A 16,088-nucleotide genomic window follows, 5' to 3' on the forward strand; every position below is an offset into this window, starting at 1 on the left:
AGAAGCCACTTCGTGTCTACCTGCAGGGTAGAACACAAAGTAAGAGGAAAAACAAGAGGAATGGAAAAAAGGTAATTTATTTCTACTTTGTTTGCATTATCTCAAAGTCCTTCTTACTGAAGCACTAATCACATCTACTACAAAAGTTAAACCAATAAAAACCATCAAAGTTGTCAGTAGACCTTGGTAATCAAAATTGCTCAGTTGTTCAGTCAACAGACGCCCTAAACCACCAGCACCTATCAATCCGACAATCACCGTCGCGCGAATACAGACTTCCCAACGGTAGAGAATGTAAGCAAGAAAGCGGGGAGTAGTGGCAGGTAAAATGCCGTAGATAAAGACTTGAGAATTACTAGCACCCAAAGCTGTTAAAGAAAGCAAAGGACGTTGATCTAAATTTTCGATCGCCTCCGCCATCAACCGTCCTAAAATACCAAGATTATGGATAGCAAGAGCGATCGCACCTGGTAAAATTCCTGGAAATAACACAAATAAAAAGATTAATGCCCAAATTGGTTCGGGTACAGCCCGGGCAAAAAGTAATAAAAATCGTGTGAATAGAGAAACCAAATTTCTCCCCATCCTCCCATTGCCCCACCCCCCCATCTCCCCACCCCCTCTTGTCTCCCCCCTTGCTGCCAAAAAAGAAAGCAATATTCCACCCAAACCCGCACCAGTCATCGCTAAAATTGACATGGCTAGAGTTTGAGTAGAAAAAACAAATAACTGATTTAGATCAATCCATAGTGGTGGAAAAACATCTTGAATAATTCCCGCTACACGTTCCGCAGTAAGCGGTTCCCACAGCTTGGCAAAATCAGCTTTAATGTACCAAAAAGAAAAAATTAATAGGACAAATGCACCTAGTAAAAACACATAGGAAGATGAGGTGATAGAGTGATTGTGAGAACGTTGTTTGAGTTTCAAAATATTTAAATCCAACCGACTAGGTAATTGCAATTGTTGACGTAACCAGCCACTCAAAAAATCTGTACAACCACTCAATAAAAGCAATGCAAACATCAAAGTCCATACTTGCTGATAACGCAAAGTCTGGAGACTCAGATAAATTTGATAACCCAATCCGCCAGCACCGATAATACCTAATACCGTCGCTGAACGAATCGAACACTCAAATCGATAAAAACTATAAGAAAGTAGATTGGGAAAAGCTTGAGGAATAAGACTATAAACAAATGCACTCAGAGGAGATACACCACTATTGAGTAATGCCAACAACGCTTCGCGAGGCGTCTCATCCAAAATTTCCGAAAATACCTTAGCAGTGATTGCCCCAAAAGGAATAGCGATCGCCAACACCGCCACCAATGGATCAAGTCCAAAAATATTCACAAAAAACAATCCCCAAATCAATTCATGAATCGCTCTTGGGATTGCTAAAATTGCTCGTACCACCAACCAAGCACAATTGTAACCCCTACCTAGAGACTGCCACCACACCTGGCTGGATAAAACACCACCCACCAACCCAATCACCACACAAAAAAACGTCCCACACACCGCATAAGCCAGAGTCTTCAACATTGCATCGAAAGTTAGAAGTAAAAACTCTGAACTCAAATCCGGCGAAACCACAGCAACCAGAAAAGCAACAACCAGACTCCACCCACCTTCATTCACCAAATCCCCTTGAAACACCCCAGCAACACGCAGCGACCAACTTACCGCCACCAACCACACCAAACCCCAAAAAAAATAGGGAGATATAATCACTTTTCTCCTCATCACCCCTACCCTACGGGAAGCCGCTGAGTCGCAAAGCGACACGCTGTGCAAACGCGTCTACACCCCATCACCCCATCGCCTCTGTGGTTTAATTCTATACAACTCCTCCACCATAGTCGCCGACACTTCCCCAGCAGGCGCATCAAACAAAATCCTACCCTGACGCAACCCAATCACTCGTTGAAAATGACTGCGGGCATACTCAATTGCGTGTAGACTACTAACCAATGTTTTCCCTGTTTCCTCACTTAAATCCCGCAACAAATTCATAATCTCACGACTGCGTTCCGGGTCAAGACTAGAAATTGGTTCATCAGCCAGAATTGCTACAGGATCTTGCACTAACACACGGGCGATCGCTACTCGTTGTTGCTGTCCCCCGGAAAGGCGATCAGTGCGATCGTACAATTTTTCAGGAATTCCTACCTGGATTAAAGCTTTGGTAGCTGTTTCTACTTCTCGTGGGTAAATCAAAGAAAGCGCTGCTTGCCAAAATGACCATCGTCCCAGATGTCCAGCGTTGACATTATGAATCACCCGTAAGTTATCCACCAAATGAAGTTGCTGGTAGATTGTACCAATTTGCCGTTGCACTTGTCGCCGCAATTTAGGACGCAGACGTGCTATGTTGCGATCAAGTATCCAAACTTGACCTTGGGTAGGTTGGGAGGAACCATTGAGTAAGCTAAGCAGCGTACTTTTGCCTGCACCACTAGAACCAACAAAGGCAACTCTTTCACCAGGATAAATTTCCAAGTTGATGTCAACCAGAGATGCAAATTGACCAAATTTTTTGCTGACGTTTTTGAGTGCAAAAATTGGTGCATGTGGGTTCATAGGTGAAAACTTTAATCTTGTTACTTGGAAACGCGATAGGAACCCTCAACAGAAGACGGATTACCGTTAGGGAAATCTACCTTGACGTTAATACTTTCCAGAGAAATATCGCCATCAATAAAGGGTTTAGGGGCAGTGACACCTTTTTGCATTGGTACAAAAGCTGTTACTTCCTCTGCGTCGATTTCAAATTCTATTTTTGCGACTACGGGTGAAACATTAAATGAGTACTCTAACTCATCAATTCCACATCCAGTAATTTCTGTGGTTTCACTGCTGACGCGGTCAAGGGTTGCCAAATCTGTCACTGGGCTACCAGTCCAGAGGTTTGTTTGGTATTGAGTTGAACATCCATTCACATTTATATTTACGGTTAACTTGGCTGTTGGTTTGGATTCACAGCTTTGTACCAGTACACTCATTAACAGTAGTAATAACAGGTATAAACTCTTTGTAAAGGCAAATTGTTTCAAATTTATATCTTGTAGCAATTTCTTCAAACCTTTTTCTGTATGCTCAATTTTTCCAATTTGATCAAATTGTGTTTCACTACTAATAATTAAATTCAATTATAAAATTCTCTTTTCCAGAAATCTTTCTTCGCTCTGGAAATAACTTTTATTTTATTTTCCCAATTTCCCGACCGATTTCTTCAATTTGTCTGTAGTTTTCATTCTGGGTAGGAATGAATTTACTTGCTTGTAATAGGTCGAGAATTTCCTTTTGTTCTGGCACTTTGGGGTCTAGTTTGAAGAAAGCAGCCTGAACTTTTTTGACAAAATCTTCACCGTAGCGTTGTTTGACCTGGGGGTTAATTACCCAATGGTAATCATAATAAGCAGGAGTACGCCAAATAACTTCTACTTTATTTAAATCTACTTCTTTGGAATCGACACGTTTTGACCATACTTTTTCATTTACAGCACCGACTTCATAAGTTCCTGCTTCTACTAATTTGATAGTTTTATCATGATCACCAGAAAAGCCTGGCTGACCTTTAAAATCTGTGAGTTTGACGCCAGCTTGTTCCAGAAAATATTGAGGCATTAACCGCCCGGAGGTAGAAGATTCGCTACCAAAGGTAAAGGTTTTGCCTTTGAGTTTTTGGAGATCGTTAGTATTTTGGAATGGTTGTAAACCTGTTTTTTTGTTGGCAATGAAAACACTATGGAATTTTTTATCTACATCCCGTTGCGCGATCGCTTCTGCACCTGGTACTTGCAATCTGGCTTGCACCCCAGTCAATCCGCCAAACCATACTAAATCTAAGTCTCCCACCTTAAAGGCTGTGACTGCTGCGGTGTAATCAGTCACAGGTTTGTATTCTACAGGTACACCTAATTCTTGCTGTAAATACGCTGCTAGCTTGTTATACTGGCGCTGCAACTTCTCTGGATCTTGGTCGGGTATTGCACCTGTGACTAAGGGTTGGACTTTTTTTACACCAGTAGTTTGGGAAGCTTCAGAACAAGCTGTTAACGGGAGTAAGATTAGTAGTAATCCAGAGAACAAAACTTTTTTCATTGCTTTTTGATCAAAAGTTGGATTTACGCTTGATGTGAATTGCAACCACAACACAATTTATTTTTGAGAATCGACCACCAATGCACACAGATGTACACAGATGTATTATTCTTTTCGCATTAGATGTGATTTTACAATTTCACCCCGGCAAATCTAACTACAAAATTTTACTGGTGATGAAAGCTATTTTGGTAACAATTATAAGTTAAGCGAGTGCGATCGCTCAATCCGGCATTGCTGAATTTGGTTCTGTGTTTGCATACATTTTTGTAATTAAATGCCAAATCCTTGTAGAGACTTAGCATTGCTACATCTCTACATACCCGTGAATTGTAAATTCATATCTTGATTCAGCAACACCAGATGATGTAATTGACATGAGTTAAGATATAGGCGATGCTCGTTCATTTTGCTGTTGGCTTTTAGTCTGATAAATTGGTTTCCATAGAAGGCAACAATTTCTCCATTTCCATTCTCTGTTCGGCGTTGCGTAAAAAATAACCATCCACCATCGCTTCACCTAGCAACATACCCAAGGTTTCGCGGTTAGTAGCAATTAAGCCATTAAACTGTTCTGTAGTTAAGCTGTTCAACTTGTGCGTCACAGCTTGCATGATTAATTGCAAAGCATCTTGGGAAACAGGCTTAGATAAATGAGTCAACACTTCTGGACTCATGGATTGGATGTATTGTGACAGTGAGTTATGACTATTCAATTCATTCTTAGAAGAGCCTTGATTCTGAGGAAATAAGTTGCTCATATCTCTTCAGCTTATAACAACATAATTTTTGGTTTCTAAAAATTAATCTATCAATTAAATGTATTTGGCTCTTGTCAGAATAACCGAAATGAAATAATCGGTTTCTACTAACGGCGATCGCACGCTTAGTAAATCTTGTGTAGGATGAGTTGTGGGCGGAAGCTATCACGCCGCCTAAAAAGTGGTGCGTAAGCTTCACACACCCGACTTACTTCCAATCACTAAGGGCTGTGAGCAATATCTACCAGTTACGCCATCTACCGACAGTTTTTGACTCACTACCAAACTCTAACTTTGGATTTTGCAATAAGCTTTCATATTCTTTGCTACTTGCCCAACGGTCTATTTCTCGCGCCCGTAGTACTGGTACTGGGTGGGTTAATTGTGCTGTCCGAGTTGCTTTGAGCATTTCGCCTAGTTCGGTTTTACTGATGTCATCGTAGGCGCGGGCTTGCTCAATAAAAGCATCTAGGTTAAGCTGTGGTGCGAGAGTTGGTGAACCACCACTTAACTTCATTAACACAGACATCACAGCTTTGGGATTTTGGGTTGCTAATAATGCGGCGCGATCGCATGTAAATTCAGCACAACGTACCCATTCTAAAAGTTGTGCTTGGATTGCTTGGGCAATAACCGCACCAATATTAGGCAAAGTTGCTGCCGCCAAAATTAATATATTTACTGGTGTCAGATAAACGCTGTGGTCACATTTAAGATGTCCGAGTTCATGGGCAATGACTGCTTGAGTCTCCTCTGGTGTGAGCATATCAATTAAGGAAGTGTGCAGCACTACAAAAGGCTGCTTTCCCCGCATCGCAAAAGTATAAGCGTTCGGAGCCGGATGTTGTCTTATATACAACTGGGGTGGCTCCATATCTAAAATATGACAAGCTTCTAATAATAGTTTATGTAAATGCGGTAATTGGTTTTCACCTACCAAAATACTAGATGCAATGTTTTCCACATAAAATAACTGCTCAGCCACTGGTCCCAAGAAATTTCGCACCATCATATCTATACCGGGAATCTGTTTTAGCGCTTTGGTTGCTTCTAGGTCTAGCGGGTGACGAAATGAATCGGCTTTCAGACCAATTAGCTGAGTTTTGGAGGATAACATAGCAAAGCAAGTTGGAAGTAGTGAGGTTGTAATGGAGTTGGTTTGATACCAGCCCTACAAAGCCTAGTATAGCGAGAAGAATTATTAGTTGTTAGTTGTTATTTGTTTGTTGTTTGTTGTTTGTGGTGAGTGGTTATTGGTGAGTGGTTATTGGTGAGTGGTTATTGGTTAGTGGTTATTGGTTAGTGGTTAAAAATTTAGCAACCAATAACTAATACCAATTTGAAAAAAGAATACAACACATGGATTATATAAGACCCCACCCCAACCCTCCCCTTTCCAAGGGGAGGGTGGGGTTAGGCGGGTGGGGTTATCTGTCGCAAACATTATTTGAATTGGTATAACTACTAATGTACAGACACAATTAATCGCGTCTCTACCAACCAACAACCAACCATCAACCTAATGTACAGACGCGAGGAACATCGCGTCTGTACTAACTATTAACCAAAGGATTGATAGTGCTAGGGGCAATTTCTGTTTTTACCTCTGAACAAGGTAAACGTTGGATTTTTGCTCCTAACTCCTGTAATTTGAGATCAAGGCGATCATAGCCGCGATCAAGGTAGCGCAGTCCTTGAATAGTGGTTTTACCATCTGCTGCCAAACCGGCGACAACTAAAGCTGCTGCGGCTCGTAAATCAGTGCCAATCACGGGTGCGCCAGATAACAACGGTACTCCCCGTACAAAGGCAGTGTTACCCTTAACACGAATGTCTGCCCCCAAGCGATTTAACTCTGAGGCATGACGCAGACGGTTTTCAAATACGGTTTCATTAATGAGACTATCGCCTTCTGCGATCGCAAGCAAAGCCATGAACGGCGCTTGCATGTCCGTAGGAAAGCCGGGATGGGGCATGGTTTCAATGTCTGCGGCTATCAGTCTTTCGGATTTGAGGACACGTAAGCAGTCTGGTGTTTCTTCAACCACACTCACGCCAATCTCCCGCAATTTGGAAATCACTGGTACCAGATGGTCTGGGGCTACTGGCGAGAGAAGCAGTTCGGAACGGGTTATTGCCCCCGCCACTAGAAAAGTTCCTGCTTCAATGCGGTCAGGTATAATACTATACTCTGTAGAATGTAATTTGGGAACACCGTCGATTATAATCGTACTCGTTCCTGCACCTTGAATTTTTGCCCCCATCGCAATACAGAAATTTGCCAAATCCACAACTTCTGGTTCACGGGCGGCGTTTTCGATGATTGTTTCACCTTCTGCCAGAGTTGCTGCCATCATCAGCGTTTCTGTGGCTCCCACACTGGGAATATCTAGGTAGATTTTTGCTCCCTTCAGGCGGCGGTTTTTGCCAGGGACGTAGGCATTACAAATGCCATGCTCAATTTGTACCTCGGCTCCCATTGCTTGTAGTCCGCGCACATGGAGATCCACTGGTCTGGCCCCAATGGCACAACCCCCTGGTAATGGCATCTGCGCTACTCCTAAGCGCGCTAGGATAGGGCCGATCGCAAAAAAACTGGCTCGCAACTGGGTAACTAGTTCGTAAGGAGCTTTGGATGAAGTAATTTCACTAGCATTTACGTCTAAAAAATCACCATTTTGCTGTAAACGAACACCTAAAGCTGACAATACCTGACCCATCCGCTCTACATCCGCTAACAAAGGTACGTTACGGATGTGACAGTCTCCCGAACACAGCAAGGCTCCAGCCATAATTACTAGTGCTGAATTTTTTGCCCCACTGATTTTGACATGGCCTTGCAACGGATACCCACCACAGATCTGCAAGACTGAGGAGTCTGCAACAGATGACAATTTAGCATCTGGTAAGCTGCTAGAAGGATTAATAAGCCTACCCTCCAAAAAACTATAAATTTTACAAATTTTAAGTTGGTTTTGATTCTACAGGAAAGATTTAATTTGTCCACATGCTTGCATCACATCTGCAAGTAGATTTCTGGCACGAGTCGGGGAGGTGGGGAGTGTGAGGAGTGGGAAGAGTGTGAGGAGTGGGAAGAGTGTGAGGAATAAGCAACCATCAACTACTAATGTACAGACGCGATGTTCCTCGCGTCTCTACTAACCACTAACCAATGACAGATGACAATTAACCATTGACCACCAACAAAAATTATTAGTTGACACCTATGAAAAATGTAGTAATAATAGAAAACGGTCATTACACAACTTCGCAAGCGGAACTGGCGGAATTGGCAGACGCGCTAGATTCAGGTTCTAGTGCCCACAAGGCTTCCGGGTTCAAGTCCCGGGTTCCGCATCTAAAATTTAAGGGATAAAAGATGAAGGATAAAGTTTCAGCCTTCATCCTTGATAGTTCATCCTTCTTATGTTGACGAGTTTACAGAATTCTTTAGTTAAGCAAATTAGAAAACTCCACGCTGCTAAGGAACGGCATAAGCAGCAATTGTTCCTACTGGAGGGAACACACTTGTTGGAGGAAGCTTGTGCAGTAAATTATCCGCTTGCAGTGGTGTGTTGTACCCAACAGTGGCAAATATCCCATCCGATGTTATGGGAAGAGGCTTGTCAAAAGAGCGATCGCACAGAAATTGTCAGTGAAGAAGTGATGGCGACGATCGCTACCACAGTGCAACCAGATGGAGTTGTGGCGCTAGCGAAACGGGATGTCTCTCCAACTCCCATACCATTTACTGGTGTGGTATTGGCCCTAGAAACAGTGCAAGATCCTGGTAATTTGGGTACAATTATTCGCGCTGCGGCGGCGGCTGGGGCAAGTGGGTTGTGGCTCAGTACAGATAGTGTAGATTTAGATAATCCTAAGGTATTACGAGCTACTGCTGGACAATGGTTCCGTCTGCCGATGGCAGTAAGTCCAGATTTAAAAGCGACACTCATGCAAGCTAAACAGGCGGGAATGCAAGTGATCGCCACCCTGCCGAGTGCAACTTTAACTTACTGGGAAGTAGACTGGCATCAGCCAAGTTTAATTTTATTAGGGAATGAAGGTGCTGGTTTGTCAACAGAATTAGCTGCAATGGCAGATACAAGCGTAAAAATTCCTCTCAATCCTGGAGTAGAGTCACTGAATGTAGCGATCGCATCTGCATTGATGTTATACGAAGCGCGAAGACAGAGAGGGGAGTAGGGAGGTGGGGAGGTGGGGAAGGTGGGGAGTATGAGGGGTGTGAGGGGTAGTAAGCAATCAACTACCAACAATTAACTAATAATGTACAGACGCGATGTTCCTCGCGTCTGTACTAACTACTAACCAATGACCATTGACAATTAACTTTTTCCTCTTTGCTGCAAATATTGCTCGATATCAGCAACTGCGTCTTCCCATACATCTAAATCAATGATTGAGGAACTTTCGGCTATTTGGCGATCGCTTTCATGATTACTGGGGGATTGGGGTGTCTCTTCTATTTGTGTAGAATCATCTTGTAAAATTTGTTGCAGTTGGTCTAGGGATTTTTGAAACTCTTGATCAGCGACGCGGCGCTGTTGATGCTGATTTTGCTCCATAATTTAATTCCCAATCTGTACTAACTTTATACGTTAAAAGGCTGAACGGCAAAATCAGCTAAGGTAACAGTAAAACTCTGCTGCTTCCCTGTAGCTACAAAATTAACGATAACTTCACAAGCAACTGCTACTGCGAGGATAACTAAGTTGCGTGCCAGGGGGTAGTCGCAGATATCATCATTAGCAGGTGAAGGTACACGATAAATTTGGTTCCAGATGATTTCTGCATAATCTGAAGCTAAACCTACATGCAGACAAGGTATCTGAGAATTAGTAGAGTAATCAAACACAGCTTGTCGGCTGCTGCTGTTATCAAAGGTGTCAATAATCAAAGCACTATCTGCTAATAATTGTCCTGCATTGGCTGATGTTAATTCTTTCGGACGCCCATCGACTGTGACACCCAAAGCACGGTAAAGATTATTGGTGAGGATTTTGGCTTTATATGCGCCAACATCGGAACGGTAGTAAGGTTGAGTAGAAAGGTTACGTTCCTCAACTCTGTCTCTATCTATTACCCGCAACTTGCCAAAACCGGAACGGGCTAGATTTTCAGTGATATTTGCACCCAAAGCCCCAGCACCACAAATGGTAATGGAGAAGTCCCGCAGTTTATGCATTAGTGCTGGTGTGCGTTGCAATTGTTCGTGAAAAAAGGCATTAGTCATTTGCTAACAGGATTTTAGATTTTGGGTATAACTCACCACCATCTACTATAAGGGCGTAAAGCTTTGTATCTCTGAATAAATTATGAATTAAATTGTCTGGTATTTTTACCCAGGATTCGCTAAACTCACAGGATTAAATCAGTCAACAGTGAACAGTGATCAAGATAACTGATAACTGATAACTGTTAAATTGCCGATTAGGATATGGTTGTGGAAAACAAAATTCAATTCATAGATAAACTGCGGCTGGGTTTGGCTGTCTCTATAGCTAAAAGCGTAACTTTGATGGTGCGATCGCTACGTTTGGGTGCGGCGTCTGTTTTACCTGGTGCGATCGCACGTCGTATTGAACCCCGTTTGTTGCCATTGTTGAGTCAGCAGGTGAAAAATGGGGTGATTCTTGTTGCTGGCACAAATGGCAAAACTACCACATCGCTGTTCTTACGGGAGATTTTAGAACGCCAAGGTTTTTGTGTTGCTCATAATTCCACGGGTGCGAATTTAGAAAATGGCTTGATGACAGCGTTAATGGAAAGCACAAATTTGGTAGGTTCGCTAGATGTAGATTACGCCATTTTAGAAGTAGATGAAAATATCCTACCCAGGGTTTTAGCTCCAATTCAACCAAAACTGATTCTCTGTTTAAACTTGTTCCGTGATCAACTGGATAGATATGGAGAAGTAGACACAATTAGTAAACGTTGGGGAAGTGCGATCGCAACTTTACCCCCTGAAACTATTATTGTTGCCAATGCTGACGACCCGACAATTTGCTATCTTGGTCAGCAGTTATCTCAACAACAAGTTGCATTTTTTGGTTTAAACGAACCAGAACAGTATTTAGAAGCGATTCCCCATGCTGTTGATTCTATCTATTGTCCCAGTTGCGGACACGCTTTAGATTATAAAGGCGTTTATTTATCTCATATGGGCGAATATACTTGTCCCAGTTGTAGTTTTACTAGAAGCAAACCAACTATTGATAGTAGCCAATGGCCGCAAATTCTCATTGGCTTGTACAACAAATACAATACTTTAGCAGCTGCTACTGCCGCCATTGAATTGGGAATTGATGAAGCGACTATTCGTGATGCTATACCTAAGTTTCAACCTGCTTTTGGTCGTGCGGAAGAACTAAATATTAATGGGAAACAAGTACGAATTTTATTATCAAAAAATCCTGTGGGGACAAATGAAACTATTCGAGTTGTGACCCAAAGTCATCATCAAACAACGTTATTAGTATTAAATGATCGCATTCAAGATGGCGAGGATGTTTCCTGGATTTGGGATGTAGATACAGAGAAACTAGTCCAACGGGGAGGAACTCTCATAGTGAGTGGCGATCGCGCCTATGATATGGCTCTGCGTCTTCGCTACAGCGATCCCGCACCTCAAAATACTTGTAAATTGATTGTCGAAGAAAATTTGCAACAAGCTATCAACACAGCTTTGGCAAATACCCCAGATCACGAAACTTTGCATATCTTACCTACCTACACAGCTATGCTTGATGTACGGGAAGTACTAACTGGTAGGAAAATTCGCTAATTAGTTAGTGGTTAGTGGTTAGTGGTTAGTGGTTAGTGGTGAACTACTAACTACTAACCTTTATTGGTGTCACAGTTGGGTAGAACTGGCTATCAGTTAAACTACTAACTACTAATGTACAGACGCGATTAATTGCGTCTCTACTAACTACTAACCCTTATTGTAACTTCACTGCTGCACGTTGTAGAGGTAAAACTTCTTCTAAAGTTAATTCATGGTCAGAAGTAAGGTGACTGTTACAACAAATAGTACTAAAAAATACTGGCTGACCGACTACTTCTGAAAAATGTTTTTCTAGCAGTAATCTTGAGGTAATATCTCCTAATAAATCAGAAAGGTCTTTTGTGAGTTGATCTCTGTCATCCCGGTGAACCATTCTAAATTGGAAAGGTGTTTCGCCAACTATTTCTTTGACAGCAGCATCGAATTTATCTGGCTCTTTCTGAACGTAGGCAAAAGATACTTCTTCTAAAAAATTCCAAGCTTCTGGAAAAATTTCCTGGATTTTTTCTAGATGATTTTCATTTTGGTAGACTAAAGTTGCAGTTTTGCAATCCATAGGTCAAACAATTTTGGATTTTATATTTTGGATTTTGGATTGACCCCACAGATTTTTGTGGGGGCTTGTATCATTAGAGAGAAATCAGTTTACTGCTAAACTAAGTGTCTTATTTATATTGACATTTTTTAGCTAAGTACAATCTCTAATATTATGAATTCTTTATTTTTAAGAAACTAGGGGCGTACAGGTGTACGCCCCTACTCATTCTTTTATTGAGTTATCTTTAGATGATACTAATTGACAGATGGATTCACCCAACCCGGACACAGAAGGCAATTTCCAATCCAAAATCCAAAATGGTATGAGTTCTGCTATCAACCAAAGATTTCAATCCTTTGCTTTAAGTAGGTGAGTGAAAATCAACCTAACTATGTTAAGAAAAGTAGATAAACATAAAATCCTTACCAATGACAAATAATAAATGACAACCCTAACTAAACTTCAAATCCCAGATCCATCTAAAAAATCTTCAATCACAGAATCACGACTACATCTAATTTCTTGATTTACTTGAGTGACAGACATATGTAAATTCACTTCCAACTTTTCTACTTGTTGTTCTAGTTCTTTCACACGTTCAAATAAAGCTCGAATTGCTTCAGCTTCTACATCCCGCAGTTGATTGTGAGCCAAAACATCTACTTTTGTATTTTCGCAACGAGTGATACGTCCAGGAATACCAACTACAGTTGTATTGCTAGGTACGTCGCGCAGTACTACTGAACCTGCACCAATACGGACATTATCTCCTATTTGGATATTGCCTAATACCTTTGCACCTGCACCAACAACGACATTGTTACCTAAAGTCGGATGGCGCTTACCAGTTTCTTTACCAGTACCGCCAAGGGTAACACCTTGATAAATCAGGGCATAATCACCTACAATTGCCGTCTCGCCAATCACCACTCCCATGCCATGGTCTATAAATACACCCCGACCAATTTTTGCTCTTGGGTGAATTTCAATCCCAGTGATAAACCTACTGATTTGAGAAATGAGGCGGGGAATAAATGGAATATTTTTCTTGTACAACCAATGGGCAATGCGATGGAACAGCAAAGCTTGCAGTCCAGGATAGCAAAATAATACTTCTAGCCAGTTACGGGCTGCGGGGTCACGCTCATAAATTGTTCGTAAATCTGTTAGTAGCATACTTAATATTTTGATGATGATTGCTTGGCTACAAACAGGATTCCCTACTCTTAAAGGCAGTAATTGAGATTATGGTAAGATTCTTGATATTCGCCCTAAAAATATTATTTTAGCAAATATTACTAAAATATTTTCCTCTACTGGAGTTCATCGCAAACCACTAGATATTTGATAATCGAACGCAGATGAACACAGATGCACACAGATGGATTATTGGTATCGCTTCTCTAAAAACAATGATTAATTCACCTCAGACGTACAAATTATAAAATACACACAAATAACCCATCGGTGTCCATCGGTATCCATCGGTGTTCGATTATCAAAAAACGATTTTGGGCATCGCTGCAATTTACATCAGCCAATGTTTTCACAAGCACTAAAGTGCTTACTACGAACTGTGTATTTTACTCTATAACAGCTAATATAGATTTTGGCAATAATTTATCTTTGAACCAAACTATTCTGGCGGGAACATCGTTTAATTTGACACCAACTTTATCCAAATTCAAACGTTCAGAAATTGCCAAAATTAAATTATCACATTGGGCGCGCCGGACTTGAGCAAACTTTTTTTGTAAATATTCCGGTCGCCAATAACCAATAATTTCTAAGAGAAAACTACGTCCATCGGGATGCACTAACCGAAAATCCGGAATCATCACACTACCAGGAATAGGAATTAAATCAACTTCTCGCTCTAACACCCAACAACTTTTCAGTGCATCCCATTTATCAGCAAAGGATGCTTCGATCATACTATCGTAAGGTTTACCTGGTGGGTAATGAGTTACTAACCCACATTCAGAATTAAGGGTGAAACGTCCAGTTTTCCAGGTTTCTGTATAAAAATCACGGACTTGTAGTGTTGCAGAAAGACTCCATTTGGTGACGTGCAATAAAGCTGGAATAAGTTTAGCGATCGCTAAACCATACCGCGTACTAGGATTAAATAAACTCGTCGGTCCATCAATTGTAATTGTAAATCCATGATCGGCATCACCTTCGATATATGCCATCAATTGAAATAATTTTAAATAGCGAAATAACAACTTGTATTCACCAGGAACATTTCGATGAGCATTTAATACTAATTGACTGGCTTTATAAAATACACCCTGCACTTGCGATAAATTATATCTATGCAATAATGCTTCCGGTTTTGGTGCATCAAAAGTAGTGAGAATTTTATTCTCTAACAAGTCAGCATATAATCCATCACGGACTTGCTGTGGTAAAACTTCTCGTTCGAGTTCTTGAGTTAAATTATCAGCTATATTTTTTAATGTCACTTGTGTCAATTCCGGGCTTGGAACGGATTTAGCTGCTAAAGCAAACACCTTTTCTCTTAACATTTGGGGTTCTAAGGGACTGACGACTTCAAATGTACAAAAACTACTTTTGAGCAGATAAGCTAAACCCCGCTTCATTTTATAGTCGGTTGTGTCACCTTCTAATTCTAATAATTGACGTTCTAGCGTACCTTGGGTTTTTCCTACTGATTCTTGAAAAGAACTAATTAATTCGTTGGCTAACTCTATATGTTTAGAATCCAGTTTTAATCTTTTTGGGATAATTTCTTCCCCATTTTGTCGATGATGAAGTAAATCTGTTGGTAACATATTCAGTTAACAGTTATCAGTTTTGTAATAATTATCTGAAGGCGAAGCATGGAAATAGTATTTTTTTATTTAATAGAAAAAATTACTCACCAAAAGCTTCGCCTCTTAGGAATTAAATATATTTTTTCAACAACAATCCTAATTTTTCTTTTGTTGCTGTTGGCACTTTATCCAATGATGTCAAAATTGCATATTTTAATGCTGAATGAGCAACGCTAGGTGGTGGATTATCACTCAATCGCCGCACTGTTTCTTGAATTACTTTTTGGGCATTGACAGCATTGCGTTGTAAATTATTTACTACCATTTCTACTGTGACGCTATCATGGTCTGGATGCCAACAATCATAATCAGTTACTAGTGCTAAAGTTGCATAGGCAATTTCAGCTTCTCGTGCTAACTTTGCCTCTGGTAAGTTTGTCATTCCAATTACTGTTGCACCCCAACTGCGGTAAAGATTTGATTCTGCTTTGGTAGAAAATGCTGGCCCTTCCATACATACGTAAGTACCGCTACGATGCAGGGTAACATCTGGGAAATTGAGAGAAGCGATCGCATCTGCTAAAACTCCAGCTAAATTATGACAAACTGGATCACCAAAGGCAATGTGAGCAACTATTCCTTCTCCAAAAAACGTAGAAATCCGATTTTTAGTTCTATCAATAAATTGATCAGGAACTACCATATCCAATGGCTTCGCTTCTTCCTTCAAAGAACCCACCGCACTTGCCGAAATTAAATACTCCACACCCAATTGCTTCATCGCATAGATGTTAGCGCGGAATGGCAACTCTGAAGGTAGAAACGTATGATTACGACCATGACGAGCTAAAAAAGCTACGCGCGTACCATCTAAAGTTCCTAAGATTATTGCATCAGAAGGCGAGCCAAAGGGCGTATCAACCTTCACTTCTTCTACGTCTTTGAGGGCATCCATTTTGTATAAACCACTGCCACCTATAATTCCAATCCGAGCTTCTGTCATTATTTTTAGCCTCTAGCTTTTTGCTGTGCCAAGTTATTTTAATGGCAAATGTGTCTATTGGAATCCGGTTTGATTTATGAGCTTAGTA

The 16,088-nt window shown here is 41.0% G+C and carries 15 protein-coding genes and 1 tRNA gene; 3 read left to right on the forward strand and 13 right to left on the reverse strand.

Annotated elements, in window-relative coordinates:
• Window positions 1-96: 96 nt before the first annotated feature.
• From RS893_RS04030 to murA, 7 genes are all read right to left on the reverse strand, one after another.
• The gene (locus tag RS893_RS04030; protein WP_315789979.1) at window positions 97-1,749 is read right to left on the reverse strand and encodes a PhnE/PtxC family ABC transporter permease; all 1,653 of its coding nucleotides are present in this window, start codon (window positions 1,747-1,749) and stop codon (window positions 97-99) included.
• Window positions 1,750-1,806: 57 nt separating this feature from the next.
• On the reverse strand, window positions 1,807-2,586 hold the full coding sequence (locus RS893_RS04035) for a phosphonate ABC transporter ATP-binding protein (protein ID WP_315789980.1): 780 nt from the start codon (window positions 2,584-2,586) through the stop codon (window positions 1,807-1,809).
• A gap of 20 nt (window positions 2,587-2,606) precedes the next feature.
• On the reverse strand, window positions 2,607-3,155 hold the full coding sequence (locus RS893_RS04040) for a hypothetical protein (protein WP_315789981.1): 549 nt from the start codon (window positions 3,153-3,155) through the stop codon (window positions 2,607-2,609).
• A 49-nt stretch (window positions 3,156-3,204) separates the two neighbouring features.
• Complete coding sequence (locus RS893_RS04045; protein WP_315789982.1) at window positions 3,205-4,110, reverse strand: putative selenate ABC transporter substrate-binding protein; 906 nt, start codon at window positions 4,108-4,110, stop codon at window positions 3,205-3,207.
• A 422-nt stretch (window positions 4,111-4,532) separates the two neighbouring features.
• Window positions 4,533-4,871 carry a DUF760 domain-containing protein gene (locus tag RS893_RS04050; protein ID WP_315789983.1) on the reverse strand — a complete coding sequence of 113 codons (339 nt, stop codon included), beginning with the start codon at window positions 4,869-4,871 and terminating at the stop codon, window positions 4,533-4,535.
• Window positions 4,872-5,112: 241 nt separating this feature from the next.
• Window positions 5,113-5,988, reverse strand: a complete 876-nt coding sequence (locus tag RS893_RS04055) for a M48 family metallopeptidase (RefSeq protein WP_315789984.1) — start codon at window positions 5,986-5,988, stop codon at window positions 5,113-5,115.
• Window positions 5,989-6,424: 436 nt separating this feature from the next.
• Entirely contained in the window at window positions 6,425-7,813 is a 1,389-nt protein-coding gene (murA, locus tag RS893_RS04060) for a UDP-N-acetylglucosamine 1-carboxyvinyltransferase (protein ID WP_315789985.1), read from the reverse strand.
• Window positions 7,814-8,145: 332 nt separating this feature from the next.
• On the opposite strand from murA, the gene RS893_RS04065 reads away from it, so the two are divergent.
• Together RS893_RS04065 and RS893_RS04070 are read left to right on the forward strand one after the other, a co-directional pair.
• Window positions 8,146-8,228 (forward strand) — tRNA-Leu (locus tag RS893_RS04065).
• Between the two features lie 69 nt (window positions 8,229-8,297).
• Complete coding sequence (locus RS893_RS04070) at window positions 8,298-9,077, forward strand: RNA methyltransferase (RefSeq protein ID WP_315789986.1); 780 nt, start codon at window positions 8,298-8,300, stop codon at window positions 9,075-9,077.
• A gap of 140 nt (window positions 9,078-9,217) precedes the next feature.
• Here RS893_RS04070 and RS893_RS04075 read toward each other — a convergent pair whose 3' ends face one another.
• Window positions 9,218-9,457 (reverse strand): hypothetical protein, encoded by a 240-nt coding sequence (locus tag RS893_RS04075; RefSeq protein ID WP_315789987.1) that lies wholly within the window; start codon window positions 9,455-9,457, stop codon window positions 9,218-9,220.
• A gap of 26 nt (window positions 9,458-9,483) precedes the next feature.
• Window positions 9,484-10,125: a ThiF family adenylyltransferase gene (locus RS893_RS04080; protein WP_315789988.1), complete on the reverse strand. Its 642-nt coding sequence runs from the start codon at window positions 10,123-10,125 to the stop codon at window positions 9,484-9,486.
• Between the two features lie 204 nt (window positions 10,126-10,329).
• Between RS893_RS04080 and RS893_RS04085 the strand changes: the two genes are divergently transcribed.
• Window positions 10,330-11,676, forward strand: coding sequence for a Mur ligase family protein (locus tag RS893_RS04085; protein WP_315789989.1), 1,347 nt, complete (start codon window positions 10,330-10,332; stop codon window positions 11,674-11,676).
• 157 nt (window positions 11,677-11,833) lie between these two features.
• Here RS893_RS04085 and RS893_RS04090 read toward each other — a convergent pair whose 3' ends face one another.
• The 4 genes from RS893_RS04090 to RS893_RS04105 form a co-directional block, all read right to left on the reverse strand.
• Window positions 11,834-12,235, reverse strand: a complete 402-nt coding sequence (locus RS893_RS04090) for a hypothetical protein (RefSeq protein WP_315789990.1) — start codon at window positions 12,233-12,235, stop codon at window positions 11,834-11,836.
• 444 nt (window positions 12,236-12,679) lie between these two features.
• The gene (gene cysE, locus RS893_RS04095; RefSeq protein ID WP_315789991.1) at window positions 12,680-13,393 is read right to left on the reverse strand and encodes a serine O-acetyltransferase; all 714 of its coding nucleotides are present in this window, start codon (window positions 13,391-13,393) and stop codon (window positions 12,680-12,682) included.
• Window positions 13,394-13,800: 407 nt separating this feature from the next.
• A complete protein-coding gene (locus RS893_RS04100; protein ID WP_315789992.1) occupies window positions 13,801-15,015 on the reverse strand; it encodes a DUF790 family protein in 1,215 nt (404 codons plus the stop codon).
• Window positions 15,016-15,127: 112 nt separating this feature from the next.
• On the reverse strand, window positions 15,128-16,000 hold the full coding sequence (locus RS893_RS04105) for an S-methyl-5'-thioadenosine phosphorylase (RefSeq protein WP_315789993.1): 873 nt from the start codon (window positions 15,998-16,000) through the stop codon (window positions 15,128-15,130).
• Between the last annotated feature and the right edge of the window lie 88 nt (window positions 16,001-16,088).

Source organism: Fischerella sp. JS2 (assembly GCF_032393985.1).
Classification (GTDB): Bacteria; Cyanobacteriota; Cyanobacteriia; order Cyanobacteriales; family Nostocaceae; genus Fischerella.

What these genes read in the sequence shown, in the direction of transcription:
- RS893_RS04105 (WP_315789993.1), bottom strand. Translation starts at nt 16,000, where the DNA reads ATGACAGAAGCTCGGATTGGAATTATAGGTGGCAGTGGTTTATACAAA.
- RS893_RS04045 (WP_315789982.1), bottom strand. Translation starts at nt 4,110, where the DNA reads ATGAAAAAAGTTTTGTTCTCTGGATTACTACTAATCTTACTCCCGTTA.
- RS893_RS04035 (WP_315789980.1), bottom strand. Translation starts at nt 2,586, where the DNA reads ATGAACCCACATGCACCAATTTTTGCACTCAAAAACGTCAGCAAAAAA.
- RS893_RS04085 (WP_315789989.1), top strand. Translation starts at nt 10,330, where the DNA reads ATGGTTGTGGAAAACAAAATTCAATTCATAGATAAACTGCGGCTGGGT.
- RS893_RS04055 (WP_315789984.1), bottom strand. Translation starts at nt 5,988, where the DNA reads ATGTTATCCTCCAAAACTCAGCTAATTGGTCTGAAAGCCGATTCATTT.
- RS893_RS04080 (WP_315789988.1), bottom strand. Translation starts at nt 10,125, where the DNA reads ATGACTAATGCCTTTTTTCACGAACAATTGCAACGCACACCAGCACTA.
- cysE (WP_315789991.1), bottom strand. Translation starts at nt 13,393, where the DNA reads ATGCTACTAACAGATTTACGAACAATTTATGAGCGTGACCCCGCAGCC.
- RS893_RS04050 (WP_315789983.1), bottom strand. Translation starts at nt 4,871, where the DNA reads ATGAGCAACTTATTTCCTCAGAATCAAGGCTCTTCTAAGAATGAATTG.
- RS893_RS04075 (WP_315789987.1), bottom strand. Translation starts at nt 9,457, where the DNA reads ATGGAGCAAAATCAGCATCAACAGCGCCGCGTCGCTGATCAAGAGTTT.
- RS893_RS04090 (WP_315789990.1), bottom strand. Translation starts at nt 12,235, where the DNA reads ATGGATTGCAAAACTGCAACTTTAGTCTACCAAAATGAAAATCATCTA.
- RS893_RS04100 (WP_315789992.1), bottom strand. Translation starts at nt 15,015, where the DNA reads ATGTTACCAACAGATTTACTTCATCATCGACAAAATGGGGAAGAAATT.
- RS893_RS04070 (WP_315789986.1), top strand. Translation starts at nt 8,298, where the DNA reads ATGTTGACGAGTTTACAGAATTCTTTAGTTAAGCAAATTAGAAAACTC.
- RS893_RS04030 (WP_315789979.1), bottom strand. Translation starts at nt 1,749, where the DNA reads ATGAGGAGAAAAGTGATTATATCTCCCTATTTTTTTTGGGGTTTGGTG.